Raw genomic sequence first — 24,402 nt, forward strand, 5'->3', positions numbered from 1 at the left:
GTGCGAGAGGGGCGAAATCCCGCCATCCGGGACGGCCTCGGAGCGGCGGTGCGGACGGGCCGTACCAGTTCTCGTACGAGCCGTACGAGCCGCCGCACGGCCGCGTACGCTGTCCCCCATCCTTGTCGGACCCATGCGAAGAGAGCCCACGGCCATGCCTTCATCCCCGGCCAATTCCGATCTGCCCGCGGTGGGCGAAGCGCCTGCCGGAGCGGGTCTCCTGGACGCGCTCCAGCACCAGGTGGCGGTCTTCGCGCGGCGCGCCGAGCAGACCCGCCTGGGCGGTGTCGGCCAGGCCCGCAACTCGATGGACCGGGCGGCGTACCTGCTGCTGAACCGGCTCGACCTGGAGGGGCCGATGGGCGTCAAGGCGCTCGCCGCCGGCATGGGCATCGACTCGTCCACGGTGACCCGGCAGGTCGCGCCGCTGGTCGACGGCGGTCTGGTCAAGCGGACCTCGCACCCCGAGGACGGCCGGGCCGTGGTGCTCGCGCTGTCCCCGCGCGGACTGGCCCGGCTGGAGGAGGTGCGGTCCTCGCGGCGCGAGCTGATGGCGCGCGTGACGGAGGAGTGGACCGAGGCGGAGCGCGAGTCGTTCACGAAACTGCTGACCCGCTTCAACCTGTCGCTGTCGGAGCTGATGTCGGCCGTGGCCGACGCCGGGCCGGCGTCCTGAATCCTGACCCGGACCGGACTCTTGACCTGGACGGACCCGCTGCCCGCACTATGTGAGACATGCGGGCGGTTGACCAACGGGCGGGCTCCTACACGGAGTTCCAGGCCTTCGTCGCGGGCGCGGCGGGGCGGCTGCTGCACGTCGCGATCCTGCTGACCGGTGAACCGGAGCCCGCGCGGCGGCTGCTGGCGGGCGCCCTGGCCCGTACGTACGCGAACTGGCAGCGGCTGCGCGGGGACGACCCGTACGACTTCACCCGTCAGGAGCTGTGCACCGCCTTCGCCCGCACCGGCCGGCGCTACCAGGGCGGCCACGGGGTACTGGCGCGGCTGAGCCCGCCGGAGCGGCTCGTACTCGTCCTGCGGATCTACGAGGGGGTCGCCGAGGAGGTCGCCGCGGCCCAGCTGGGGCTGCCGGCCGAGCGGGTACGGGTGCTGTGCAACCGGGCCGTGGCGGAGCTGCGGTGAGCGGGTTCCCGGACCGGAAGGAAGAGCGGGTCAGGCGGCTCCTGGAGGGCCCGTACCCGACGGTCCCGGCGGGTCTGGCGGCGGGCGCGGCGGCCCGCGGCGACCGTCTGCTGCGGCGCCGCCGGGTGCTCCGCACGGTCGGCTGGGCGCTGCTGTTCGCGGCGGCGGTGGCCTTCGCGGTGTGGGCCGTGCTGACCCAGCCGTGGGCCACGCCGCCCGCCGGCATCTCGCCGCCCCTGGAGGGCTGGTAGCCCCGGGCCCGGGCGGAGGCGGGGGCGGCTGCGGCGCGACGAGCCGCAGCCCGCGGAGCCGCGGCCCGCGGAGCTGCGGCTTCGCCGCGCCGCCCGGCCGTGCTAGCCCAGGGCCTGGGTCAGGTCCGCGAGGAGGTCGTCGGCGTTCTCGATGCCCACCGACAGGCGGACCAGGTCACCGGGGACCTCGAGGGCCGAGCCCACCACCGACGCGTGCGTCATGCGGCCCGGGTGCTCGATCAGGGACTCGACGCCGCCGAGGGACTCGCCCAGCGTGAACAGCTTGGCGCGGTTGCAGACCTCGACCGCCGCCTCCTCGCCGCCGGCGACCCGGAAGGAGATCATCCCGCCGAAGTTGCGCATCTGCTTGGCGGCGATGTCGTGGCCCGGGTGCTCCGGCAGGCCCGGGTACAGGACCTGGGTGACCTTGGGGTGGCGGGTCAGCATCTCGGCGACCTTGCCCGCGTTCTCCGCGTGCCGGTCCATCCGTACGGCCAGGGTCTTGATGCCGCGCAGCACGATCCACGAGTCGAACGGCCCGGCGACCGCGCCCATGGCGTTCTGGTGGTAGGCCAGCTCCTCGCCCAGCGCCGCGTCGGCGGTGACCAGCGCGCCGCCGACCACGTCGGAGTGGCCGCCCATGTACTTGGTCAGCGAGTGCAGGACCACGTCCGCGCCCAGCGCGAGGGGCTGCTGGAGGTAGGGGGACGCGAAGGTGTTGTCCACGACCAGCCGGGCGCCGGCCGTGCGCGCGATGTCGGCGACCATGGCGATGTCGGTGATGCCGAGCAGCGGGTTCGAGGGGGTCTCGACCCAGATGAGCTTGGTCTTGGGGGTGAGGGCGGCGCGGACGGCGGCCGCGTCGGAGGTGTCGGCCACCGACCACTCCACGCCCCAGCGGGAGACGACCTTCGCGAACAGGCGGAAGGTGCCGCCGTAGGCGTCGTTCGGGATGACCACGTGGTCGCCCGGGGAGAGCATCGCCCGCAGCAGGCAGTCCTCGGCGGCGAGCCCGGACGCGAAGGCGAGCCCGCGCCGGCCGCCCTCCAGCGCCGCGAGGTTCTCCTCGAGGGCGGTGCGGGTGGGGTTGGCGCTGCGGCTGTACTCGTAGCCGCCGCGCAGCCCCCCGACGCCGTCCTGCTTGTACGTGGAAACCTGGTAGATCGGCGGTACGACCGCGCCGGTCAGCGGGTCCGCCGTATTGCCCGCGTGGATCGCGCGGGTCTCGAAGCTCTGGTGCTCGTGGCTGTCGTCGCTCATGGGCAGAGCCTAAGCCCCGCCTGGGGTTCGCTCCTCTCGTGGCCCGGCAATCGACCGCCATTGGCCTGCGGCCCCCTCGGTCTGGTTCGCTTGAGGCATGGAGATTCTGTGGTTCCTGTTCGCGATCCTCATGGTCGTGTTCGTCATCAGCCCGTACATACGGCGCAAGCGCGGCGGCATCCGGCTGGTCGCGCCCGGCAGCCCGGACGCCGCCGACCCCGCGAACTACGGATTCGAGCGGCAGGAGGATCTCGACATCCGGATCCCGGGGCCTGACCGGGACCTGATGGACGCCCTCGACCACGTCCGCAGCACCGGCCGGTGGGAGGCGGCCTCGCAGCTGCTCGCCGGGACCCCGAAGGACGGCGAACAGCGCTGGCAGCGCGTGCAGGCCTTCGGCGGAGCGGCGGCGCTGGAGCTCGTCCGGCAGCCCGGTGTGGGCGCGCCGTGGCTGAAGGCGTGGCGGCTGGAAGCGGAGAAGGACGCGGGCGGCGCGCAGGTGCACGCGGAACTGCTGGTGCAGCAGGCGTGGCGCAGCTCGGGCGGGGTCGGCTCGCAGGACCACCGGATCATCCTGGAGGAGGCGCGGGAGGCGTGCCGCAAGGCGGCGCTGCTGTCGCCGGGCGACCCCGTCCCGTACGTCACGGAGCTGGCGATCGCGCGGGGGCTCGCGTACTCGGAGGCGGAGTTCGACGCGCTGTGGGCGAAGGTCATCGACCGGGCGCCGGCGCACATGGGCGCGCACCTGGCGGCGCTGCACTACTGGTGCGGGAAGTGGCACGGCTCGCGGGAGCAGGCGGACGCCTTCTCGCACGCGGCGGCGGCCCGCGCCCCGCAGGGCTCGCTGCTGGCGGCGCTGCCGCTGTTCGCGGTGTACGAGAACCTGCCGGACGTGGTGATGATCGGCAGCTTCTACCAGAGCGCGGTCGTGAACCGGGCGGTGGAGGGCGCGCTGTACGCGGTCCACACGGCCCGCCCGGACGACCCGATGCTGGCGCACGTACGGCACCTGCTGCTGCTCTTCCTGGTCAACATGGAGCGCTGGGCGGAGGCCATGGAGCAGGTCCGGCACGTGGACGGCTACGTGGGAGCCCTGCCGTGGTCGGCCTCGGAGGACCCGGCGGCGCAGTACGCGGTGTACCGGGCGCTGGCGGTGGCGGGCTACGAGGCGAACGGCGGCTCCCCGGCGACCCTGCCGCACTGACGGGCCGACGCCTCGACGGGCCGGCAGGGCGACGGGTCTTACGAAACGGGAACGCGCCGCCGGGCCGGGAATCCCGGCCCGCCCTCCCCCGTTGTCACCCATACCAAGGAGGGAATCCATGTTCTCGTACCGCCGCACGCCCGAGCTCCCCACCCGCGAGGAGGCCCTGAAGGGCCGCTCCGAGCCTCTCTTCGGCCTGCCCGACAAGCACACCGTGCTGGGCAACCCGCTGGCCGGCCCGTATCCGGACGGCCTGGAGGTCGCCGACTTCGGGCTGGGCTGCTTCTGGGGCGCGGAGCGCAAGTTCTGGCAGACCCCCGGGGTGTGGACCACGCTGGCCGGCTACCAGGGCGGCTTCACCGAGAACCCGACGTACGAGGAGGTCTGCTCGGGCCAGACCGGCCACACGGAGGTCGTCCGCGTGGTCTTCGACCCGGCGCAGGTCTCGTACGCCACCCTCCTGAAGCTGTTCTGGGAGTCCCACGACCCGACCCAGGGCTTCCGGCAGGGCAACGACGTGGGCACCCAGTACCGCTCCGCGGTCTACACCCACTCCCCGGCCCACCAGCAGGCGGCGGAAGCCTCCCGCGAGGCCTACCAGCAGGTCCTGACCGCCTCGGGCCACGACCGGATCACCACGGCCATCCTCCCGGCAGCCGACCGCCCGTTCTGGCCGGCGGAGGCCTACCACCAGCAGTACCTCGACAAGAACCCCGGCGGCTACTGCGGCATCGGCGGCACGGGCGTCAGCTGCCCGATCGGCGTGGCCCCGGCCCCCGGCGCGTGAGACCGGCCCTCCCGGATCCGGCGCACCCGGACCCGGCACACGCCCGGCTGACCCGGCTCTGGCAGGAGCAGTGGGCTCCCGTCCCGCTGCTCCCGCACGAGCTGAAGTCCACGTACGCCGACCGCTGGGTGCGTTTCCACAGCCTCCCGGGATCGAAGCGCTACGCGCAGGACGAGGCGGAGTACGGCATCGTCCTGGAGCGGTACAACACGGTCCTCGACGAGCTGTTCGCGGGCGGCGAGGTGTATGTGGTGACCACCTCCTGGGCCTACCTGGGCGAGCGCACCGACCCGTGGCCACGGCGCCGTGCCCGCCACCCGGAGGGCACGCTGTGGACCACCCTGGAGGACACCTCCGACGCCGACCCCGACCACCACAGCCGCTGGTACTTCTACGCCGACCGCCGCGTGTGGCGGCGCGGCTGCCTGGACGGGCTGCTGCGGTCGGTGGCCGACGACGAGCTGGCCGGCGTCTTCGTGACCGACACCGCCGCTGCCCGCATCCACCACCCCTATGACGGCGGCGCGGACGTCATCCTCCCCACCCCCGGGGAACGGGACCGCCTGCGCGAGCGCCACTCCACCTGGCTCTCGGCCCACCCTCTGGGCTACTGAGCGGGGGCGGCGTGGGCGCACACGGCCCTCACCGCCGCCGGTCGCCCCGCCGCAACGCCCCGGCCTCCGGCCGCCCGCACGGCTCGCCCGTTCGGGTGGGGGCCGGCACATTGCGGTGGGTACGCTGGCGCCGGGGCCCAGGATCTCGCCCAGGGGAGCAACCGTGACCACGTCCGCCGCCGGGCAGCCGCTCATCCCGCAGCCGCCGGCCACGGTGACCGCGCTGCGGCAGGCCGTCGCGCAGATCGCCCCGGCGGCCCTGCCCGCGTTCACCCGCGAGCTGGACGAGGCCGCGGACCAGGCCCGGCACGGCTCCGACCTGGCCCCCTTGCAACGGTTCATCGCCCAATGGGCGGCATACGTACACATCCAGCGCCAACCCCACCTGGCCGAGCGGTTGCGGCACTGGGAGGACACGGCCGGCACCGGTGACGCCATCCAAGTACGGCGGGCCGCTGCCGAGATCGGCGGAATTCTCGACGCCGCGCACTCCGCTCTGGACCGCCCGCCGACGGCACCGCGGGCCCGGTGAGGGCGGCACACCGCGCAGCGGGTCAGATCGTCGCCGTGTCGATCACGAAGCGGTAGCGGACGTCGCTCGCCAGGACGCGTTCGTACGCCTCGTTGATGCGGTCGGCGGGGATCAGCTCGATCTCGGCGCCCAGGCCGTGCTCCGCGCAGAAGTCGAGCATTTCCTGGGTTTCGGCGATTCCGCCGATCATCGAGCCCGCGAGGGACTTGCGGCCGTCGATGACGGAGAAGAGGTTCAGCGAGACCGGCTCCTCCGGGGCGCCGACGTTCACCAGCGCGCCGTCGACCTTCAGCAGGCCGAGGTACGCGTCCAGGCCCAGCGGCGCGGAGACGGTGGACAGGATCAGGTCGAAGCGGCCGGCCAGCTCCTCGAAGGTGGTCTCGTCGCTGGTGGCGTAGTAGTGGGTGGCGCCCAGCCTGAGGCCGTCCTCCCGCTTGCGCAGGGACTGCGACAGGACGGTGACCTCCGCGCCCAGGGCCGCCGCTATCTTCACACCCATGTGCCCCAGCCCGCCCAGGCCGACGACGGCGACCTTCTTGCCGGGGCCCGCCTTCCAGTGGCGCAGCGGGGAGTACACGGTGATGCCCGCGCACAGCAGCGGGGCGGCGGCGTCCAGGGCGAGGCCGTCGGGGATGCGGACCGCGTAGTTCTCGTCGACGACGATGTGCGTGGAGTAACCGCCGTACGTGGGCTCGCCGTTCCTGTCGAGGGTGTTGTACGTGCCGGTCGCGCCCTCGACGCAGAACTGCTCCTCCCCGCGCACGCAGTAGGCGCACGCACGGCAGGAGTCGACGAACACGCCGACGCCCACCCGGTCCCCGACCGCGAACTTCGTGACGCCCGCCCCGGCTTCGGCCACGACACCGGCGATCTCGTGCCCGGGGACCATGGGATAGATGCCCTCGTGCCAGCCGTCCCGGACCTGGTGGATGTCGGAGTGGCAGACACCGGCGTACTTGATGTCGATCAGGACGTCGTGCTCGCCGACGGGGCGGCGCGGGACGGTGGTGCGCTCCAGCGGGGCCTTGGGGGCCGGGGCGGCGTACGCGGCGGTGACGGTGACGGACATGGCGTGGTGCTCCTCGGCGGTGACGCTGGTGTGATGCGTGCCAGCCTGCCGGTCCGGGCGCCCCCCGCCCAGCCCCCTGCCCAGCCTAGGACTGGTGAACCTACCCCTGGCGGGGTCAGGAACACCGCCGCGCCGGACCGGGCCTCCGGCGATACTGACGCCATGGACCAGGGTGATCAGCGAGCCGAGCAGCGGGCCGAGCTCGGCGAGTTCCTCCGCAGCCGCCGCGCCCGGCTGCGCCCCGCGGACGTGGGCCTGCCCGACTACGGGCGCCACCGGCGCGTCCCGGGCCTGCGCCGCGAGGAACTGGCGCTGCTCGCCGGGGTGTCGGTCGCGTACTACACGCGCCTGGAGCAGGGCAGCGGGCACAACGTGTCCGCGGAGGTCCTGGACGCCATCGCGCGGGCCCTGCGGCTGGACGGGACGGAACGGGCGCACCTGGCCCATCTGGCGCGCCCCCGGGCCCGCCGGCGCCGCCAGAGCCACCGTCCGCAGCAGGTCCGTCCGGAACTGCGGACGCTGATGGACGCGATGGAGAACGTACCGGCGTACCTGGTGGGCCGACGGCAGGACGTGCTCGGCTGGAACCGGCTCGCGGCCGCCGTGTTCGGGGACTTCGGGGCGCTTCCCGTACAGGAACGGAACCTGGTGCGGCTGGTGTTCCTGGACCCGGCGACGGCCGAGCTGTACGCGGAGTGGGAGTGCCGGGCGTGCGAGGTGGTGAGCCACCTGCGGATGTACGCGGGCCGGCACCCGGACGACGAGCAGCTGTCGGCGCTGGTCGGGGAACTGTCCGTGAAGGACGAGGAGTTCGCGCGGCTGTGGGCGGCGCACACGGTGGCGGACAAGACGCACGGGCTGAAGAAGCTGCGGCATCCGCTGGTGGGCGAGCTGGACCTGTACTTCGAGAGGCTGGCGCTGCCCGACGATCCGGAGCAGTGCCTGGTCACCTTCCACGCGCCGCCCGGATCCCCGTCCGAGGACGCCCTGCGGCTGCTGTCGTCGTGGTCCGCCCGCGCGGAGGAGGCCGGGCCGGACGCCGGGGCGGGCGCCGGGCCGGGCGGCGGGGCGGACCGGGACCCCGCCGCTACAGCTTGAGCTGGAAGTACGCCGCGTCGCGCTCGTGCCGGTAGCCCAGGGCTTCGTTCACGGCGCGCATCGGGGTGTTCTCGTCCGCGACGGTCGTGGCGATCCGCCGCAGTGCGGGATAGCGGTGCGCGGCCAGCTCCAGCATGCGCAGCTTGACCGCGCGGCCCAGGCCGTGGCCGCGGTGGGCGGGCACGACGACCGTGTCGTACTGGAGGGCGCGGGCGCCGCCGGGATCCGGCAGCACCAGCTCCGTGTACGCGGCCACCTCGCCCGTACCGGTGACCGCGGCGACCGTGGTCACCTCCCCGCCCCGGTCCAGGATCAGCCGGTGCGCCGCGTGCAGCCGCTCGGCCGTCCAGGACTCGATCTTTTCGTCGACGTCCCCCATGGGCGCGTCCTCCATCGCGCCGTGGGCCCTGGCCACCGCGTCCGCCCAGTCGTCGTCCACCAGGCCGTGCCAGGCGCGCAGTTCGTACCCGGGCACGTCCGGGGCGGCCCCTGGGCCGGGCCCGCGCGGGACGTCCTGTACGTACCAGGCCATGGGCAGGACGTTCTCGAACCCGAGCGATTCCGCGAACGCCTGCCCCGGGCCTCCCAGGTCTGCGATCGTCCCGACCGAGGTGCGGCCCTGCGCGAGCAGTTCCTCGCGGACCCGCTGCCACAGGGCGGTGCCGATGCCCCGACGGCGGGCGTCCGGACGTACCGCCAGCACGTCCAGGTACGCGGTGTGGCGGTTGGCCTCGTCCGTGAACAGCAGCAGCCCCGCCACGCCCTGCGCCCCGTCCGCCGCCCAGAGCTTGGCGTAGCCGCGGGCGGGCGCCACGCACAGCCGGCCGGCGACCTCCAGCCGGGAGGGCGCGGGGAGCTGCGGCAGGTCGGCGGCCGTGGCGGCGGCCAGGACCGCCCGCCAGTCGTCCACCTGGGGGTTGGTCGGGGGTACGGGCAGTGCTCGGATCGTCATCCCCCGACCCTAGACACAGTCCGCGGCCCGCGGTCAGGCGTTTTCGGTCACCGTCACCCGCCCGCGGCCGGACGACGCGTGATGCGGCACGGGCGTGAAACGGCGGACGGCCGGGAACCCGTCGGGGTTCCCGGCCGTCCGCGCACGTACGGTCAGACGGCCGCGCCGGCCTTCCACTCCGCCCAGCTCATGTTCCAGCCGTTGAGGCCGTTGTCCGGCGTGATGGTCTTGTCCGGGGAGTTGACCACGGTGACCACGTCGCCGATGAGCGAGTTGTCGTAGAACCAGGCGGCCGGCTGGTTCGGGTCGCCCGCGCCCTTGGCGTCGTTCAGCCCGACGCAGCCGTGGCTGGTGTTGACGCTGCCGAAGATGGAGTCCGCACCCCAGTAGTTGCCGTGGATGAAGGTGCCGGAGGTCGACAGCCGCATCGCGTGCGGGACGTCCTTGATGTCGTACTCGCCCTTGCCGTCGTCGTCCGTGAAGCCGACGGTGGCGCCGTTCATCCGGGTCTCCTTGAACTTCTCGGAGATCACCATCTGGCCGTTGTACGTCGGGTTCTCCGGGGAGCCCGCCGAGATCGGGATGGTCTTGAGGACCGCGCCGTCCCGGGTGACCGTCATCTTCTTCGTCTTCGCGTCGACCGTGGAGACCTGGCTGCGGCCGATCTTGAAGGTGACGGTCTTGCTCTGGACGCCCTGGATGCCGGGCGCGCCCTGCACGCCCTCCAGTGCCAGCTTCAGCGTGACGGTGGAGTTCGCCTGCCAGTACTGCTCCGGGCGGAAGTCCAGACGCTGCGCGCCGAACCAGTGGCCGACGACTTCCTGGCCGCTGCTGGAGGAGACGGAGATGGCCGCCTGGACGGCCTTCTTGTCCTTGATCGGCTTGTTGAAGGTGATCGAGACGGGCATGCCCACGCCGACGGTCTGGCCCTCGTCCGGGACGAACGAGCCGACGAAGCTGTTCTCCGGGGAGACGGTGGTGAAGGAGGCGTTCTCGTGGGCCTCACGGCCGTCGGCGTCCTTGGCGGTCGCCGACAGGGCGTACTTGGTGGAGCGCTTGAGCGCGGCGTCCGGCTTCCAGCTCTTGCCGTCAGCTGCGATCTTGCCGGCCACGGCCGTGCCCTCGGCGGTCTTCAGCTCGACCTTCGTCAGCGTGCCGTCGCTGACGGTGACGTTCGCGGAGTCGTTCAGGCCGACGTTGGTGGCGCCGTCCTTGGGCGTGATGGCTATTCGGGCCTTGGAGGTGTCCTTGGCCGCCGCCGCGTCGACGTCCGCCTGGGATTTGCTGCTCTCGCTCGCGTTCGGCTTGTCACCGCCCCCGCCGTTGCAGGCCGAGAGCATCAGTACACCGCCGAGCACGGCGGATACGGCCACCAGGGACCTTCTCCGTCGCTTGCTGTCCGTCCTCACACGCCACTCCATCGTTGCCGGAAACCCCGCGGCTGCCGTCCCGGGGTTGGGCCGGGCAGGGGGCATGGCCCCCTGCCTCGTCCTGACAACGCGTGAACGCCGCGGATCGGTTCCACATTCCGTTGGAATGTGGGCAACCCCACGGTCAGGCGTTGTCGGTTTCTTCGTCGAACTCCCCATCTTCCCCGTCCAGGTCCCACTCCATGGACTCGGGGTCGTATTCGACGGGCTCGCTGCTCCAGGAGGCCTGCGCCAGCTCCACGCCCGGGATGTCGGCGACCAGGTCAGTGGGGTCGACCAGGTAGGCGAGCGCCTCCGACTCGTCCTCCCGCACGGCGGACTCGGCGTGGCCGCGCTCCTCGTCCGGCATGAACTCGTCGGCCTTGATGTGGGCGAGCGCTGCTCCCGTGAGTGCCTGCGGGTCCGGCACTTCGAGTACCAAATCCACCCGAAGCCGTACGTATCGTGATGTCTCAGAAGAGTTCATACGACGGAGAGTAAGCCCGCGGGAGCCCTGACTTTCCCACGACCCGCCCCTTTCCGTAGCATCACCGCACACGGCCAATTCGCTGCTGCCGCAAGGGGGATCGCACCGTGACCGCACGTCGACCGCTGCTCACCGCTCTCGGGGCGACCACCCTCCTCGCCGCCCTGTGGTTCGTCCCCTCGGCGGGCGCCACCGCACCGGAGCCCTCCCCGGGCAGCTCAGGGGTCCCCGCGGCCGCGAACGCGCCCCGTACCGCCGCGCACGAGGACGTACAGACCGCGCGAACCGTACGGACCCAGACGCAGTCGACGCCCGTCACGCTCGCGGACACCGGCTCCGTCGACACCACCCCCTACCTCCTGGGCGGCACGCTCTTCCTCGGCGTGGGGGCCGGCTTCGTGACCTTCTCCGTACGCCGCTCCCGCGCCGCGTAAACGCCCGCGACACGCCGAAGGGCCGCCCCCGTGGGGGCGGCCCTGAGAACAGCGGGTGCGCCGCGTCAGGCCAGCGGGCCCGTCACGGTCTCCACCGCGGCCACGAGGGCGCCCGTACGGACGAACGCGTCGGCGGCGGCCAGGTCGGGCGCGAGGAAACGGTCCGGCCCGGGACCCTGCACACCCGCCGCGCGGACGGCCTCGATCGCCGCGAGGCTGGCCGGGGCCGCCGTCAGCCCGTGCCGCAGCTCGATGGCACGGGTGGCCGCGTACAGCTCGATCGCGATGATCCGGGTGAGGTTGTCCACGGCGGTACGGAGCTTGCGCGCGGCCGACCACCCCATGGAGACGTGGTCCTCCTGCATCGCGGAGGAGGGGATCGAGTCCGCCGAGGCCGGCACCGCGAGCCGCTTCATCTCGCTGACCAGGGCGGCCTGCGTGTACTGGGCGATCATCAGGCCGGAGTCCACGCCGGCGTCGTCCGCGAGGAACGGCGGCAGGCCGTGCGAGCGGTTCTTGTCGAGCAGCCGGTCGGTGCGGCGCTCGGCGATCGAGCCGAGGTCGGCGGCCGCGATGGCCAGGAAGTCCAGCACGTAGGCGACCGGCGCCCCGTGGAAGTTGCCGTTGGACTCCACCCGCCCGTCGGGCAGGACCACCGGGTTGTCGACGGCGGCGGCCAGCTCGCGCGAGGCGACCAGGGCGGCGTGCGCCATGGTGTCGCGTCCGGCGCCCGCGACCTGGGGGGCGCAGCGCACCGAGTAGGCGTCCTGCACGCGCGGGGCGGACTCCTCCTGGAAGTGCCCGGTGAGCCCGGAGCCCTTCAGGACGGCGGCCATGTTGGCGGCGGAGGCGCCCTGGCCGGGGTGCGGGCGGATGGCGTGCAGCTCGGGCTGGAGCACCTTCTCCGTGCCGAGCAGCGCCTCGAGCGTCAGCGCGGCGGTGATGTCGGCGGAGGTGTACAGCCTGCCGAGGTCGGCGAGGGCCATGACCAGCATGCCGAGCATGCCGTCGGTGCCGTTGAGGAGGGCCAGGCCCTCCTTCTCGCGCAGCTCGACGGGCTCGATCCCGGCTTCGGCGAGCAGTTCCCCGGCGGGGCGCACGACCCTGTCCGGGCCCTCGGCGTCGCCCTCGCCCATCAGCGCGAGCGCGCAGTGGGACAGCGGCGCGAGGTCGCCGGAACAACCGAGGGAGCCGTACTCGTGGACGACGGGGGTGATCCCGGCGTTGAGCACGTCGGCCATGGTCTGGGCGACGGAGGGCCGTACGCCGGTGTGCCCGGAGGCGACGGTCTTGAGCCGCAGGAACATCAGCGCGCGGACGACCTCCCGCTCGACCCGCGGGCCCATGCCGGCGGCGTGCGAGCGGACGATGTTGCGCTGGAGCTGGGCGCGCAGCTCGGGGCTGATGTGCCGGGAGGCCAGCGCGCCGAAGCCGGTGGACACCCCGTAGACCGGCTCGGGCTTGGCGGCGAGCGCGTCGACGATCTCCCGGGAGCGGGCGAGCGCGCTGAGCGCCTCGCCGGACAGCTCGACCCGCGCGTTGCCGCGGGCGACGGCGATGACGTCCTCGGCGGTGGTCCCGGACGTCCCCACCACGACAGTGTGCATATCCATATTCAGCACCCTACGGATTGAATCGCTCCATGTCACTAGGAGGAATTGTCACGATCACGCGGTACGAGGGCCCCTTACGGCCCGACGGGTCGTCACGGCCGGCCGCGGAAGCGGCGCCGCTCCCCCGGAGCCTCCTGCGCGGCGGCGTCCGCGAGCCGCACCACGGCGGTGTCCCGGCCCGCCACCACCGGCTTCGACGAGCGCGCTGCCTTGGCCTTGTACTGGGCGGCGTCCGCGAGCCGGAACAGCCGCCGGGAGGACTTCACCAGCCCGATCGGGTCCCCGGTGGAGGCCACCCCGCAGGCCACGCCCTCACCCAGCTCCAGCTCGGCGGCCCGGGTGCACAGCTCCTCGGTGACCCGCACCACCTCGTCCGCCGTCGGACCGACCCCGACCAGGCAGAACTCGTCGCCGCCCAGTCGGGCCACCAGCGCGCCCGGCAGCATGGCCCCGCACAGGCTCAGCACCGACCCGAACCGCTCCAGCAGCCGGTCGCCCATGGCGTGGCCCAGGGTGTCGTTGACCTTCTTCAGCCCGTTCAGGTCGCAGACGACCAGGCTGACCACGGCACCGGTCCGCCGGTGCTCCTCCAGGGCCTCGTCGAGCCGCATGTCGACGGCCCGCCGGTTGGCGAGGCCGGTCAGCGGGTCGGTGAAGGCGAGGCGCCGGGCCTCTTCCAGCCGTTCGTTCTGCGCGAGCCCGGCCGCGATCACGGCGGCCAGGACGGTCGCGAACTCGGCGTCGTCCTCGTCGAAGTCGGGCAGCCCCTCGTCCCGGGCCACGTACAGCTCACCCCAGGCCCGCCCGCTGAGCACGACCGGCGCGACCACGCAGGTGCCGCGCCCGCGGCGGCGCAGGGCCTCGCCGCGCCGTCCGGGCCGGTCGCCGACCGCGCTCTCGACCCAGGCGTGCGGGCCCCCGCCGCCCACCCAGCGCTCGTGCAGGAACTCGGTGATCTCGGGGAAGTCGTGCACGGGATAGGACTCGTCCTCGGGGAACTCCTCCTCCCCCGGCCGCCGCTCCCCCTCGTTCACGAGCACCCGCAGGCTTCCCCGCTCGCGCTCCCACGCGGAGATCGCGGCGAACGAGCCGTCCAGCGCCACGCGCGCCCCCCGAGCGGCCGCCCGCACACTGTCCCGCGGCGCGCACGCCGCGGCCATCGCCTGCGCCAGGCCCACCACGGCTCGCAGCCGCCCGTCGACTCCCATCACCCCAGGTTAGGGAGTTTTGTCCGATTTGGTGATAATCGGCGCGACTTTCGGTCGCAGCAAGATCACGAACCGTGACGACCGCGCCCCGACCGGCCCGCTACTCCCCCGGCCAGTTCGGCTTGCGCTTCTCGTTGAACGCCGCCACGCCCTCGGCCCGGTCGCCCGAGAAGGCCACCGTCCGCCAGGCCGCGTCCTCGATCTCCAGACCGGCGGCCAGGTCCATCCCGTGCCCCAGCCGCAGCGCCCGCTTGGCCGCCCGCAGGCCCACCGGGGAATTCGCCGCCATCCGGGACGCCAGGGCCAGCGCCTCGGCCGTGTCCTGCCCGGCCGGGACCACCGAGTCCACCAGCCCCAGCGACAGCGCCTCGGCCGCCTCCACCCGCCGCGCCGTGAAGATCAGCTCGGCCGCCCGCGCCGCACCCACCCGGCGCGGCAGCAGCTGCGTGCCCCCGCCGCCCGGGATCACCCCCACCGACACCTCGGGCAGCCCGACCACCGCCGACTCGTCGGCGACGATCACGTCGCAGGCCAGGGCCAGCTCGAACCCGCCGCCCAGCGCGAAGCCGTGCACGGCGGCGATCGTGGGCACCGGCAGCTCCAGTACGCCCCCGTACGCCCCGCGCGTGGTCGGCCGCTGCCGCACCAGCTCGGCGTCCGACAGCGCGTTGCGCTCCTTGAGGTCCGCCCCGACGCAGAAGGCCCGCTCCGCGGTGGACGAGAGCACGACCACCCGTACCGACGGGTCCGCCGCGAGCGCCGCGCAGGCCGCGCCGATGGACCGGGCCATTTCCGTGGACACGGCGTTCATCGCCTTGGGGCGGTCCATCGCCAGCTCCGCGACGTGCCCGTCGCCTTCCCGGCGTACCGCGACGAACTCTCCGAAGCGCTGCTCAGACATGCCTGCGACCCTCTCGGTTAACGAGCGTTATCGCCGCACTCTAGTGCGCGGGGCAGCCGTCCGGTCAAGGTCCCCGGGCAGCTCCCCCATCCGCCCGGCCGGGACTCAGGCGGGGTGCTTGGGCTTCCTGCGGGTCAGCGACCAGGGCTCCACGACGCCCAGCCCGCGCACCGGCCGCTGCCACATCGGCTGGAGCGCGAAGCGGTACGCGCCGCCGCCCTCCGCCTCGGCCTCCTTCTCCGAGACCGGCGCGGCCCCGGTCCGGCCCAGCTCCTCCGCCATCGCGCCGTCCACCAGCACCGCGTCCTTCGGCGCTATGGACGTCAGCCGGCTCGCCAGGTTCACCGTGGTCCCGAAGACGTCGCCCATCCGGGTCGTCACCGTGCCGAAGGCGATCCCGACCCGCAGCTCGGGCATCTGGGGATCGGCCTCCATGGTCTCGATCAGCCGCAGCGCGATCTCGGCGGCGGTCGCCGCGTCGTCGGCGCAGTACAGCACCTCGTCACCGAGCGTCTTGATCAGCCGGCCGCCGTGCGCCGCGACCAGGTCAGCCGACGTGGTCTCGAAGGACTCGACGAGCTCGCCGAGCTCCTCCTCCTCCAGCCGCCGCGTCAGCCGGGTGAAGCCCACCAGGTCCGCGAAGCCCACCGCGAGGCGCCGGTCGACCATCTCCTCGTCGTCCGCCACCTGCACGACGCGCCCGGTGGCGGCCGCCAGCTGGCGCCGCCACACGTAGACGAGGAACTCCTCCAGCTCCGGCAGCAGCAGCTCGACCAGCGGATACGTGACCTCCGTACGGGTCATCCCCGGCTCCGGCGGCTCCGTCAGCCCCTCCAGGAAGGAGTCGATCTGCCATTCCGCCAGCCGGGCCGTGGTCTGGCCGGTGGACCGGGCCACCTGCACCGCCATCGGCTCGGAGAGCAGCCCGGCCTCCACCAGACCGGCGAGGCGGCGCAGCGCCAGTACGTCCGCCTCCGTCAGGGCCTTGGCCTGGCCGATGTCCGCGAAGCCCATGGCCCGCCAGAAGCGGGAGGCGAGCTCCATCGAGACCCCGGCGCTGCGGGCCGCCTGGAAGGGGGTGTACCGGCGCTCGGCGCCCAGGATCAGCTGCTCGAGCCGGATGGCGAGGGGGTCCGCGGTGGGCTGGGCCGTGTGGTCCACCTCGTGGTGCGGGGTGTGCTGGTCACGCCCGATCGGGGTGCCCGGACCCGAGGGCCCGGGGGCGGACGCGCTGGACGTAGGGTCGTCGACGGTCAAGGGCCGCCTCCTGTCCATTCCGTGCGCACTGCCCTGCCGAACCGGTTGATCACCACGAGTACCGGGGTCGCCTAAACCATACGGCAGGTGTGCCGTAGCTCACTCCCCCTCCCGGTCTTTGAACGGGGGGTCAGTGCACCGACCGCAGGTGCACCACGTCGCCCGCGCCCACCGCTTCGTGCTCGTCGGCGGCGGTACGGATCACCAGGCGGCCTTCGGCGTCCACGGCTTCGGCCGTTCCGGTGAGCGTGCGTCCCCCCGGGAGCTCGGCGCGGACGTGGCGGCCGAGGGTCGCGCAGCCGGCCGCGTAGGTCTCCTGGAGGCCGCTCGACGCGGGGTCGCCGCCGGCCGCCCGCCAGTTCCCGTACCACTGCTCGAGCGACCGCAGGACGGCCTTGAGCAGCGGGTCCCGGTCGGTCACGGTGGCCTTGGCCAGCGCCAGGGAGCCGGCGGTCGGCACCGGCAGCTCGTCCTCGGTCAGGGTGACGTTGAGCCCGATGCCGATGACGACGCCGTCGGCGACCCGCTCGGCGAGGATCCCGCCGGTCTTGCGCTCCTCACCCTCCACGGTGACCAGCAGGTCGTTGGGCCACTTGAGGCCGGTGTCCACGCCCGCCGCCCGGGAGAGCCCGGTCGCGGTGGCCACCCCGGCCAGCAGCGTCAGCCACCCCCACCGCTCCTGCGGCACGGCCCCGCCCGGCTTGAGCAGGACGGAGAAGAACAGCCCGGACCGGGGCGGCGCGACCCAGCTCCGGTCGAGCCGCCCGCGCCCGGCGGTCTGCTCCTCGGCGACGAGCACGGCCCCCTCGGGCAGCTGCGCCGCCCGGGCCGCGAGATCGGAATTGGTCGACCCGGTGGCGGGCACCACCTCGAGGGAGGTCCACAGCCCGTCCCCGGTGACGAGGCCCCGCTGAAGGGCGGCGGCGTTGAGGGGCGGCCGGTCCAGGTTCGACCAGCGACCCGCGGAAGCACCTGCTGAGGCATCTGATGACATGATCGGATTCCTTATGTCGCCGTGTGTGATCCTCTGACCCGGAATTGCGTTCGGATCTTGACTGACCCTAGCGTCCAGGGCTGTGGGGAATTCTGCGGTAAAGCGGGCATTCAGGTTCCGTTTCTACCCTGACGACGCGCAGGCGATGGTCACCCTGTCCACCGGAGAGAAGATCACCAACCCGAAGCCTGGACGCAAGGACCGGGAGCGCCTGGCCCGTGCGCAGCGAGCGCGGTCGCGCAAGGACAAGGGCAGCAAGGACCGGGCCAAGGCACGGACCCGGGTGGCGCGGATCCACGCCCGGATCGCCGACCGCGGTGAGCTGCGGAACATGCTGGAGTACAAGGCAGCCTGGTACGGACGTGAGCTGATCACCGTCGACCGGTGGTTTCCCAGCTCCAAGCTGTGCTCGGCCTGCGGGGCCATCGCTGAGAAAATGCCCCTGAACGTACGCCGGTGGACCTGCGTGCACTGCGGTGCGGACCATGACCGCGACGAGAACGCAGCGATCAACCTTCTGGCCGCCGGGCCGGCGGTGTCAGCCTGTGGAGCGGGCGTAAGACCTCAGCGGGATCCCTCCCTGCCGGGGCAGCGCGTGACGAAGCAGGAAGCCCCGCCCGCAGGAGCGGGGGGACACCCTCCCCTTAGGGAAGGTGGCGAGGCCAAGCAACCCACAGTAGGTGTGTCAAACGCCGCACTGCCGAGCGCCATGCCCGCCGATACGCTACGCACCAGTAGCCAGCAGTAGTCAATCAATTGACCAGGCAGTTGACACCACGCAGGGAGCCGCGACCCCGATGTCACAACCGTCAGAGCCGATCGACATGCACACCACCGCGGGGAAGATCGCGGATCTGCAGCGCCGCATCGACGAAGCCACCCACGCCGGATCCGCGCGTGCCGTGGAGAAGCAGCACGCCAAGGGCAAGCTGACGGCGCGTGAGCGGGTGGCCCTGCTGCTGGACGAAGGTTCCTTCGTCGAGCTGGACGAGTTCGCCCGGCACCGCTCCACCAACTTCGGGCTGGAGAAGACCCGCCCCTACGGCGACGGCGTCGTCACCGGCTACGGCACGGTGGACGGCCGCCCGGTGGCCGTGTTCTCGCAGGACTTCACCGTCTTCGGCGGGGCCCTCGGCGAGGTCTACGGCCAGAAGATCATGAAGGTGATGGACTTCGCCCTGAAGACGGGCTGCCCGCTCGTCGGCATCAACGACTCCGGCGGCGCCCGCATCCAGGAGGGCGTCAGCGCCCTGGGCATGTACGGGGAGATCTTCCGCCGGAACGTCCACGCCTCCGGGGTCATCCCGCAGATCAGCCTGATCGTCGGGCCCTGCGCGGGCGGCGCCGTGTACTCGCCCGCCATCACCGACTTCACGGTCATGGTCGACCAGACCTCGCACATGTTCATCACCGGCCCGGACGTCATCAAGACGGTCACCGGCGAGGACGTGGGCTTCGAGGAGCTGGGCGGGGCCCGGACCCACAACAGCACGTCCGGCGTCGCGCACCACATGGCGGGCGACGAGAAGGACGCCATCGAGTACGTGAAGTCGCTCCTCGCGTACCTGCCGTCGAACAACCTCTCCGAGCCGCCGGCCTTCCCGGAGGACCAGTACACCGATCTCGAGGTCAGCGACACCGACCGCGAGCTCGACGTGCTGATCCCGGACAGCGCGAACCAGCCGTACGACATGCACACCGTGATCGAGCACGTGCTCGACGACGCGGAGTTCCTGGAGACGCAGTCGCTGTTCGCGCCGAACATCCTGACCGGCTTCGGCCGGGTCGAGGGCCACCCGGTGGGCATCGTCGCCAACCAGCCGATGCAGTTCGCCGGCTGCCTGGACATCAACGCCTCCGAGAAGGCGGCGCGGTTCGTCCGGACGTGCGACGCCTTCAACATCCCGGTGCTGACGTTCGTGGACGTACCGGGCTTCCTGCCGGGCACGGACCAGGAGTACAACGGAATCATCCGGCGCGGCGCGAAGCTGATCTACGCGTACGCGGAGGCCACCGTGCCGCTGATCACCGTCATCACCCGCAAGGCCTTCGGCGGCGCGTACGACGTCATGGGCTCCAAGCACCTCGGCGCGGACCTGAACCTGGCCTGGCCGACCGCCCAGATCGCCGTCATGGGCGCGCAGGGCGCGGTCAACATCCTGCACCGCCGCACCATCGCGGAGGCGGAGAATGTGGAGGAGACCCGGGCGCGGCTCATCGCCGAGTACGAGGACACGCTGCTGAACCCGTACACGGCCGCCGAGCGCGGTTACATCGATGTGGTGACCATGCCGTCCGAGACCCGGGCGCACGTCGTGAAGGGGCTGCGGCAGCTGCGCACCAAGCGGGAGTCCCTGCCGCCGAAGAAGCACGGCAACATCCCCCTCTAGGCCCTCCAGGAGGTCTCTGTGGTGATCAAGGTCCTCAAGGGCAATCCGACCGCGGAGGAGCTGGCCGCCGCACTGGCGGTGGTCCAAGCGCGCGCGGCGGCGCTGGCTTCGGCGCCGTCGGGCGCGCCCCGGGTGGCGGACGAGTGGTCGACGCCGGCCCGGGTGGCGCGGCGCCGGCTGCCGCAGCCGGGGCCGCGCGCGTGGGGCCGTACGTACTGGCCCGGCTAGGCCGCTCGCGGCGGAAGATGGCGCGAACGGACGGGGGCGCCTGAGTACCCGTACTCAGGCGCCCCTCCTGTCCCCGGGGCGAGGATCGGAGCATGCTCTGGTCCGATCCTGAGAACGAGCCGCCGAAGGACATGCGCGACGCGCAGGCGATGGTCCGGCGGATGACCGTGGTGCTCGCCCTCGCCATGCTCGTGGTGGTGTACGTCCTGGGCGGGCACTTCTGAGAGTGCCGGCAGGGGTGCCCCGGGCCGCCCCTACGATGGCGGCATGACTGCCGAACCGCGCCCTCTCGTCCTCGCTTCCGCCTCCCCCGCCCGGCTGAACCTGCTGCGGCAGGCCGGCCTCGCCCCGCACGTGATCGTCAGCGGTTTCGACGAGGACACGCTGGACCACGACGAGCCGGCCGAGCTGGCGCTCGCCCTGGCCGAGGCGAAGGCGGGCGTCGTGGCGGCCCTGGAGGAGGCCGCGGGCGCCCTGGTGATCGGCTGCGACTCCGTGCTGGAGCTGGACGGGGAGGCGCTGGGCAAGCCGGAGGACGCCGAGGAGGCCACGGCCCGCTGGAAGGCGATGCGCGGACGCTCGGGCATCCTGCGCACGGGGCACTGCGTGATCGACACGGTCAGCGGCCGTCAGGTGTCGGCGACGGCCTCGACGACGGTCCGCTTCGGCGAGCCGACGGACGCGGAGGTCGCCGCGTACGTGGCGAGCGGCGAGCCGCTGCACGTGGCGGGGGCGTTCACCCTGGACGGGCTGTCGGCGCCGTTCATCGAGGGCATCGACGGGGACCACGGCAACGTGATCGGGCTGTCGCTGCCGCTGCTGCGCTCCCTGCTGGGCGAACTGGGTGTATCCATCACGGATTTGTGGGCTTGAGCTCCCCGAGCGGTGGCGGGGCGTCCGGAGCATCCGGAGCACCCTGGGCGCCCGCACCGCGCGGGGCGGCGTAGAGCATCAGGGTGAGCACCAGCAGGGACAGGATCAGCATCGTCACGGCGAAGGCTCCCCACCCGACCAGGACGACGGAGAGGACGCCCAGCACCCCGTGGGTGACGGCGGCGCCGACGAGCACGGCCCGGGCGAAGCCGCCGGGTGCGCGGTCGCGGACCGCGGCGAGGGCGGCGAACACGGCACACAGCACGAGGAAGGCGCCCATGCCCGCCCCGAGCGCATATGTTGCCTTGGACATGACATCCGGATCGCTGCCGGCGATCGACATCGACTGGTTCGCGGTGGTGGCGCCCAGCACGATGTGGACGAACACGAGTACGCCCGCTTCCGCGACAAGTACGATCGCCGCCAGTCCGGCCACGAGTCTTCGCAGCACGATGCCCCCACCCCCCACGCGTCACAAGCCTGTTCGACGCCTGGAGGCTACTAACGGGTAAACGTGCGGACAAGGGGTGCGGGCCGCTTCGTTACGGGAGCGGCCGCGCACAGCGATCAAGCAAAGAAGCAGTGGGCCGTTCGTAGGGACTCGACAAAGAATCACCCGGGGCCGCTGACCGGCATGACAGAGACCCAGGCTGTAATACGGGGTTACTGTGCAGTCGGGGATCCCCCTGACCTGGGGCGCCATAAGGGTTCCCCAGTGGAGCGAACCTCGAATCACACTCTGTGTGGGCAAGCTCACCACTGGGGAAGGGTCGAAAGGCCGTGTGGGCTGTCCCTAAACTCAGCTTGTTTCAAGGAGGGAGCCATCGTGCGCAAGGTGCTCATCGCCAACCGTGGCGAAATCGCTGTCCGCGTTGCTCGGGCCTGCCGGGACGCCGGGATCGCGAGCGTAGCCGTCTACGCCGATCCGGACCGGGACGCTCTGCACGTCCGCGCGGCAGACGAAGCTTTCGCGTTGGGCGGTGACACCCCGGCCGCCAGCTACCTGGACATCTCCAAGGTCCTCCAGGCCGCAGCCGATTCCGGCGCGGACGCCATCCATCCCGGATACGGCTTCCTCTCCGAGAACGCCGACTTCGCGCAGGCCGTCATCGACGCGGGCCTGACCTGGATCGGACCGCCGCCGCAGGCGATCCGCGACCTCGGTGACAAGGTCGCCGCCCGGCACATCGCCCAGCGCGCCGGTGCGCCGCTGGTCGCCGGTACGCCGGACCCGGTCTCGGGGGCCGACGAGGTCGTGGCCTTCGCCAAGGAGCACGGCCTGCCCATCGCCATCAAGGCGGCCTTCGGCGGCGGCGGCCGCGGCCTCAAGGTCGCCCGCACACTCGAAGAGGTGCCGGAGCTCTACGACTCCGCCGTCCGCGAGGCCGTCGCCGCCTTCGGCCGCGGCGAGTGCTTCGTCGAGCGCTACCTCGACAAGCCGCGGCACGTCGAGACCCAGTGCCTCGCCGACAGCCACGGCAACGTGGTCGTCGTCTCCACCCGCGACTGCTCCCTGCAGCGCCGCCACCAGAAGCTGGTCGAGGAGGCCCCCGCGCCGTTCCTCACCGAGGCGCAGAACGCGGAGCTGTACGCCGCCTCCAAGGCGATCCTGAAGGAAGCCGGCTACGTCGGCGCCGGCACCGTCGAGTTCCTCGTCGCCGCCGACGGCCTCATCTCCTTCCTCGAGGTCAACACGCGCCTCCAGGTCGAGCACCCGGTCACCGAAGAGGTCTCCGGCATCGACCTGGTCCGCGAGATGTTCCGCATCGCCGACGGCGAGGAGCTCGGCTACGGGGACCCCGTCCTGCGCGGCCACTCCTTCGAGTTCCGCATCAACGGCGAGGACCCGGGCCGCGGCTTCCTGCCGGCCCCCGGCACGGTCACCAAGTTCGCCCCGCCGAGCGGTCCCGGTGTCCGCCTCGACGCGGGCGTGGAGTCCGGCTCGGTCATCGGCCCGGCCTGGGACTCCCTCCTCGCGAAGCTGATCGTCACCGGCGCCACCCGCGAGCAGGCGCTCCAGCGCGCCGCCCGCGCGCTCGCCGAGTTCGAGATCGAGGGGATGGCCACCGCGGTCCCGTTCCACCGCGCCGTCGTCGCCGACCCGGCCTTCGCCCCCGCGGAGGGACCCTTCACGGTCCACACCCGCTGGATCGAGACCGAGTTCGTCAACGAGATCCCGGCGTTCACGGCCCCGGCCGCGGAGGACACCGAGGAAGAGCCGGGCCGCGAGACGGTGGTCGTCGAGGTCGGCGGCAAGCGCCTCGAGGTCTCGCTGCCGTCGTCCCTGGGCATGACCCTGGCCCGCACGGCCGCCGCGGGCGGCGCCAAGCCGAAGCGGCGCGCGGCCAAGAAGTCCGGCCCGGCCGCCTCCGGCGACACCCTCGCCTCCCCGATGCAGGGCACGATCGTCAAGGTCGCGGTCGAGGAGGGCCAGCGGGTCGAGGAGGGCGAGCTGATCGTCGTCCTCGAGGCCATGAAGATGGAGCAGCCGCTCAACGCGCACCGCTCCGGCACGATCGTCGGCCTCACCGCCGAGGTCGGCGCCTCCCTCACCTCGGGCGCCACCATCTGCGAGATCAAGGACTGATCCCGGCAGCACCCCGCACGACGCAATCGGCCCCCAGGACCCGCTCGGGTCCTGGGGGCCGACGCCATGTGCGGGGCGGCCGCGCCGCCCGGTGCGGGGACCGCCGTCTCCGCGGCTCGCCTATCGGCGCTACCGGCGCCGCATGTCCGCGACGCGGGCCCGCTCGCCCGGCTGCGGGTCCGGGATCATGCCCGCGCTGCGGAGCTGGGCCGTCGGGCCGCCGCGGCGCTGGACCGGGAGCGGCGAGTCGCGGCGGGGGCGGCGGCCGCCCATGCCGTCCAGGCCGCCGGAGGCGGCGGTGGGGCCGCCCGCCACCGTGATCTGGACGCCCTGGTCGGCCAGGGCCTGGAGCTCCGTCGCCGCGCGGTCGTCGTGCGGCGGGGGCTCGTCCGTGACCAGGCGGGTCATCACGTCCGTCGGCACCGTCTGGAACATGGTGTCCGTGCCGAGCTTCGTGTGGTCGGCCAGGACCACCACCTCCGCCGCGGCCTGGACCAGGGCGCGGTCCACGCTCGCCGACAGCATGTTGGACGTGGACAGGCCGCGCTCGGCCGTCAGGCCGCTGCCCGACAGGAAGGCGCGGGAGACCCGCAGGCCCTGGAGGGACTGCTCGGCGCCACTGCCTACGAGGGCGTAGTTGGAGCCGCGCAGGGTGCCGCCCGTCATGACGACTTCCACACGGTTGGCATGGGCCAGCGCCTGGGCGACCAGGAGGGAGTTGGTCACGACGGTCAGGCCGGGCACCCGGGCGAGCCGGCGGGCCAGCTCCTGGGTCGTGGTGCCCGCGCCGACGACGACGGCCTCGCCCTCTTCGACGAGGGAGGCCGCGACATCGGCGATGGCGGTCTTCTCCGCCGTCGCGAGATGGGACTTTTGCGGGAAGCCGGATTCACGGGTGAAACCGCCCGGCAGCACCGCACCGCCGTGCCGGCGGTCGAGGAGTCCTTCTGCCTCCAGTGCCCGCACGTCCCGCCGTACGGTCACTTCGGAGGTCTGGACGACGCGGGCGAGCTCCCGGAGCGACACCGCTCCGTTGGCCCGCACCATTTCGAGGATCAATTGGCGACGTTCTGCAGCGAACACGAAACTGACAGTAACCCCAACGACCGTC

Annotated in this window: 26 protein-coding genes and 1 pseudogene; 15 read left to right on the plus strand and 12 right to left on the minus strand. The window is 72.6% G+C overall.

Annotated elements, in window-relative coordinates:
- The first annotated feature begins 154 nt into the window (after nt 1–154).
- Genes ACZ6I1_RS17470 through ACZ6I1_RS17480 form a run of 3 tightly spaced genes read left to right on the plus strand, consistent with a single transcriptional unit; the run spans nt 155 to nt 1,394 of the window.
- Nucleotides 155–676 carry a MarR family winged helix-turn-helix transcriptional regulator gene (locus tag ACZ6I1_RS17470; RefSeq protein ID WP_469288030.1) on the plus strand — a complete coding sequence of 174 codons (522 nt, stop codon included), beginning with the start codon at nt 155–157 and terminating at the stop codon, nt 674–676.
- A gap of 59 nt (nt 677–735) precedes the next feature.
- Nucleotides 736–1,143, plus strand: coding sequence for a sigma factor-like helix-turn-helix DNA-binding protein (locus ACZ6I1_RS17475; RefSeq protein WP_469288032.1), 408 nt, complete (start codon nt 736–738; stop codon nt 1,141–1,143).
- Entirely contained in the window at nt 1,140–1,394 is a 255-nt protein-coding gene (locus ACZ6I1_RS17480; RefSeq protein ID WP_469288034.1) for a hypothetical protein, read from the plus strand. The genes ACZ6I1_RS17475 and ACZ6I1_RS17480 overlap by 4 nt, the downstream gene beginning before the upstream one ends.
- A 102-nt stretch (nt 1,395–1,496) precedes the next feature.
- Here ACZ6I1_RS17480 and ACZ6I1_RS17485 read toward each other — a convergent pair whose 3' ends face one another.
- Nucleotides 1,497–2,654, minus strand: a complete 1,158-nt coding sequence (locus ACZ6I1_RS17485) for a cystathionine gamma-synthase (protein ID WP_469288035.1) — start codon at nt 2,652–2,654, stop codon at nt 1,497–1,499.
- A gap of 97 nt (nt 2,655–2,751) precedes the next feature.
- Here ACZ6I1_RS17485 and ACZ6I1_RS17490 point away from each other — a divergent pair, with 97 nt between their 5' ends.
- From ACZ6I1_RS17490 to ACZ6I1_RS17505, 4 genes are all read left to right on the plus strand, one after another.
- The gene (locus tag ACZ6I1_RS17490; RefSeq protein WP_469288037.1) at nt 2,752–3,858 is read left to right on the plus strand and encodes a hypothetical protein; all 1,107 of its coding nucleotides are present in this window, start codon (nt 2,752–2,754) and stop codon (nt 3,856–3,858) included.
- Between the two features lie 118 nt (nt 3,859–3,976).
- Entirely contained in the window at nt 3,977–4,645 is a 669-nt protein-coding gene (msrA, locus tag ACZ6I1_RS17495) for a peptide-methionine (S)-S-oxide reductase MsrA (protein WP_469288039.1), read from the plus strand.
- Nucleotides 4,642–5,259 (plus strand): DUF3885 domain-containing protein, encoded by a 618-nt coding sequence (locus tag ACZ6I1_RS17500; protein WP_469288041.1) that lies wholly within the window; start codon nt 4,642–4,644, stop codon nt 5,257–5,259. Before msrA ends, ACZ6I1_RS17500 begins: the two co-directional genes overlap by 4 nt.
- A gap of 163 nt (nt 5,260–5,422) precedes the next feature.
- Complete coding sequence (locus ACZ6I1_RS17505) at nt 5,423–5,791, plus strand: DUF6247 family protein (RefSeq protein ID WP_469288043.1); 369 nt, start codon at nt 5,423–5,425, stop codon at nt 5,789–5,791.
- A gap of 22 nt (nt 5,792–5,813) precedes the next feature.
- Here the strand turns inward: ACZ6I1_RS17505 and ACZ6I1_RS17510 are convergent, their stop codons facing one another.
- The gene (locus tag ACZ6I1_RS17510; protein ID WP_469288045.1) at nt 5,814–6,860 is read right to left on the minus strand and encodes an NAD(P)-dependent alcohol dehydrogenase; all 1,047 of its coding nucleotides are present in this window, start codon (nt 6,858–6,860) and stop codon (nt 5,814–5,816) included.
- 162 nt (nt 6,861–7,022) lie between these two features.
- Here ACZ6I1_RS17510 and ACZ6I1_RS17515 point away from each other — a divergent pair, with 162 nt between their 5' ends.
- On the plus strand, nt 7,023–7,958 hold the full coding sequence (locus ACZ6I1_RS17515) for a helix-turn-helix transcriptional regulator (RefSeq protein WP_469288046.1): 936 nt from the start codon (nt 7,023–7,025) through the stop codon (nt 7,956–7,958).
- On the opposite strand, the gene ACZ6I1_RS17520 is transcribed toward ACZ6I1_RS17515, so the two are convergent.
- The 3 genes from ACZ6I1_RS17520 to ACZ6I1_RS17530 all read right to left on the minus strand — a co-directional run bounded on the left by ACZ6I1_RS17520 (nt 7,948) and on the right by ACZ6I1_RS17530 (nt 10,767).
- Entirely contained in the window at nt 7,948–8,910 is a 963-nt protein-coding gene (locus ACZ6I1_RS17520; protein ID WP_469288048.1) for a GNAT family N-acetyltransferase, read from the minus strand. The genes ACZ6I1_RS17515 and ACZ6I1_RS17520 overlap by 11 nt on opposite strands.
- A 152-nt stretch (nt 8,911–9,062) precedes the next feature.
- Nucleotides 9,063–10,331 (minus strand): L,D-transpeptidase, encoded by a 1,269-nt coding sequence (locus tag ACZ6I1_RS17525; protein WP_469288050.1) that lies wholly within the window; start codon nt 10,329–10,331, stop codon nt 9,063–9,065.
- Between the two features lie 133 nt (nt 10,332–10,464).
- A complete protein-coding gene (locus tag ACZ6I1_RS17530) occupies nt 10,465–10,767 on the minus strand; it encodes a hypothetical protein (protein ID WP_469288051.1) in 303 nt (100 codons plus the stop codon).
- A 146-nt stretch (nt 10,768–10,913) separates the two neighbouring features.
- Here ACZ6I1_RS17530 and ACZ6I1_RS17535 point away from each other — a divergent pair, with 146 nt between their 5' ends.
- Nucleotides 10,914–11,240, plus strand: a complete 327-nt coding sequence (locus ACZ6I1_RS17535) for a hypothetical protein (RefSeq protein WP_469288053.1) — start codon at nt 10,914–10,916, stop codon at nt 11,238–11,240.
- 65 nt (nt 11,241–11,305) lie between these two features.
- Here the strand turns inward: ACZ6I1_RS17535 and hutH are convergent, their stop codons facing one another.
- The 5 genes from hutH to ACZ6I1_RS17560 form a co-directional block, all read right to left on the minus strand.
- A complete protein-coding gene (hutH, locus tag ACZ6I1_RS17540) occupies nt 11,306–12,847 on the minus strand; it encodes a histidine ammonia-lyase (RefSeq protein WP_469288291.1) in 1,542 nt (513 codons plus the stop codon).
- A 98-nt stretch (nt 12,848–12,945) separates the two neighbouring features.
- Nucleotides 12,946–14,061 carry a GGDEF domain-containing protein gene (locus ACZ6I1_RS17545; RefSeq protein ID WP_469288055.1) on the minus strand — a complete coding sequence of 372 codons (1,116 nt, stop codon included), beginning with the start codon at nt 14,059–14,061 and terminating at the stop codon, nt 12,946–12,948.
- A gap of 100 nt (nt 14,062–14,161) precedes the next feature.
- Nucleotides 14,162–14,962 (minus strand): enoyl-CoA hydratase/isomerase family protein, encoded by an 801-nt coding sequence (locus tag ACZ6I1_RS17550; RefSeq protein WP_469288057.1) that lies wholly within the window; start codon nt 14,960–14,962, stop codon nt 14,162–14,164.
- Nucleotides 14,963–15,067: 105 nt separating this feature from the next.
- Nucleotides 15,068–16,219, minus strand: a complete 1,152-nt coding sequence (locus ACZ6I1_RS17555; protein WP_469288059.1) for an adenylate/guanylate cyclase domain-containing protein — start codon at nt 16,217–16,219, stop codon at nt 15,068–15,070.
- Between the two features lie 130 nt (nt 16,220–16,349).
- Nucleotides 16,350–17,213: a biotin--[acetyl-CoA-carboxylase] ligase gene (locus ACZ6I1_RS17560; RefSeq protein WP_469288062.1), complete on the minus strand. Its 864-nt coding sequence runs from the start codon at nt 17,211–17,213 to the stop codon at nt 16,350–16,352.
- A 142-nt stretch (nt 17,214–17,355) separates the two neighbouring features.
- Between ACZ6I1_RS17560 and ACZ6I1_RS17565 the strand changes: the two are divergent.
- The 5 genes and pseudogenes from ACZ6I1_RS17565 to ACZ6I1_RS17585 form a co-directional block, all read left to right on the plus strand.
- A pseudogene (locus ACZ6I1_RS17565) lies at nt 17,356–17,961 on the plus strand (RNA-guided endonuclease InsQ/TnpB family protein); the annotation flags it as partial.
- Between the two features lie 49 nt (nt 17,962–18,010).
- Nucleotides 18,011–19,603 (plus strand): acyl-CoA carboxylase subunit beta, encoded by a 1,593-nt coding sequence (locus ACZ6I1_RS17570; protein ID WP_469288064.1) that lies wholly within the window; start codon nt 18,011–18,013, stop codon nt 19,601–19,603.
- Nucleotides 19,604–19,621: 18 nt separating this feature from the next.
- The gene (locus ACZ6I1_RS17575; RefSeq protein ID WP_469288066.1) at nt 19,622–19,831 is read left to right on the plus strand and encodes an acyl-CoA carboxylase epsilon subunit; all 210 of its coding nucleotides are present in this window, start codon (nt 19,622–19,624) and stop codon (nt 19,829–19,831) included.
- A gap of 92 nt (nt 19,832–19,923) precedes the next feature.
- Nucleotides 19,924–20,055 carry a morphogenic membrane protein MmpB gene (gene mmpB / locus ACZ6I1_RS17580; protein WP_469288068.1) on the plus strand — a complete coding sequence of 44 codons (132 nt, stop codon included), beginning with the start codon at nt 19,924–19,926 and terminating at the stop codon, nt 20,053–20,055.
- Between the two features lie 43 nt (nt 20,056–20,098).
- Nucleotides 20,099–20,704 (plus strand): nucleoside triphosphate pyrophosphatase, encoded by a 606-nt coding sequence (locus ACZ6I1_RS17585; RefSeq protein WP_469288069.1) that lies wholly within the window; start codon nt 20,099–20,101, stop codon nt 20,702–20,704.
- Here the strand turns inward: ACZ6I1_RS17585 and ACZ6I1_RS17590 are convergent.
- Nucleotides 20,685–21,155: a hypothetical protein gene (locus ACZ6I1_RS17590; protein WP_469288071.1), complete on the minus strand. Its 471-nt coding sequence runs from the start codon at nt 21,153–21,155 to the stop codon at nt 20,685–20,687. The genes ACZ6I1_RS17585 and ACZ6I1_RS17590 overlap by 20 nt on opposite strands.
- Before the next feature lie 375 nt (nt 21,156–21,530).
- On the opposite strand from ACZ6I1_RS17590, the gene ACZ6I1_RS17595 reads away from it, so the two are divergent.
- Nucleotides 21,531–23,291: an acetyl/propionyl/methylcrotonyl-CoA carboxylase subunit alpha gene (locus tag ACZ6I1_RS17595; RefSeq protein ID WP_469288073.1), complete on the plus strand. Its 1,761-nt coding sequence runs from the start codon at nt 21,531–21,533 to the stop codon at nt 23,289–23,291.
- 129 nt (nt 23,292–23,420) lie between these two features.
- Here ACZ6I1_RS17595 and ACZ6I1_RS17600 read toward each other — a convergent pair whose 3' ends face one another.
- On the minus strand, nt 23,421–24,374 hold the full coding sequence (locus tag ACZ6I1_RS17600) for a DeoR/GlpR family DNA-binding transcription regulator (protein ID WP_469288075.1): 954 nt from the start codon (nt 24,372–24,374) through the stop codon (nt 23,421–23,423).
- Nucleotides 24,375–24,402 lie beyond the last annotated feature (28 nt).

Source organism: Streptomyces sp. NPDC046303, assembly GCF_055588085.1.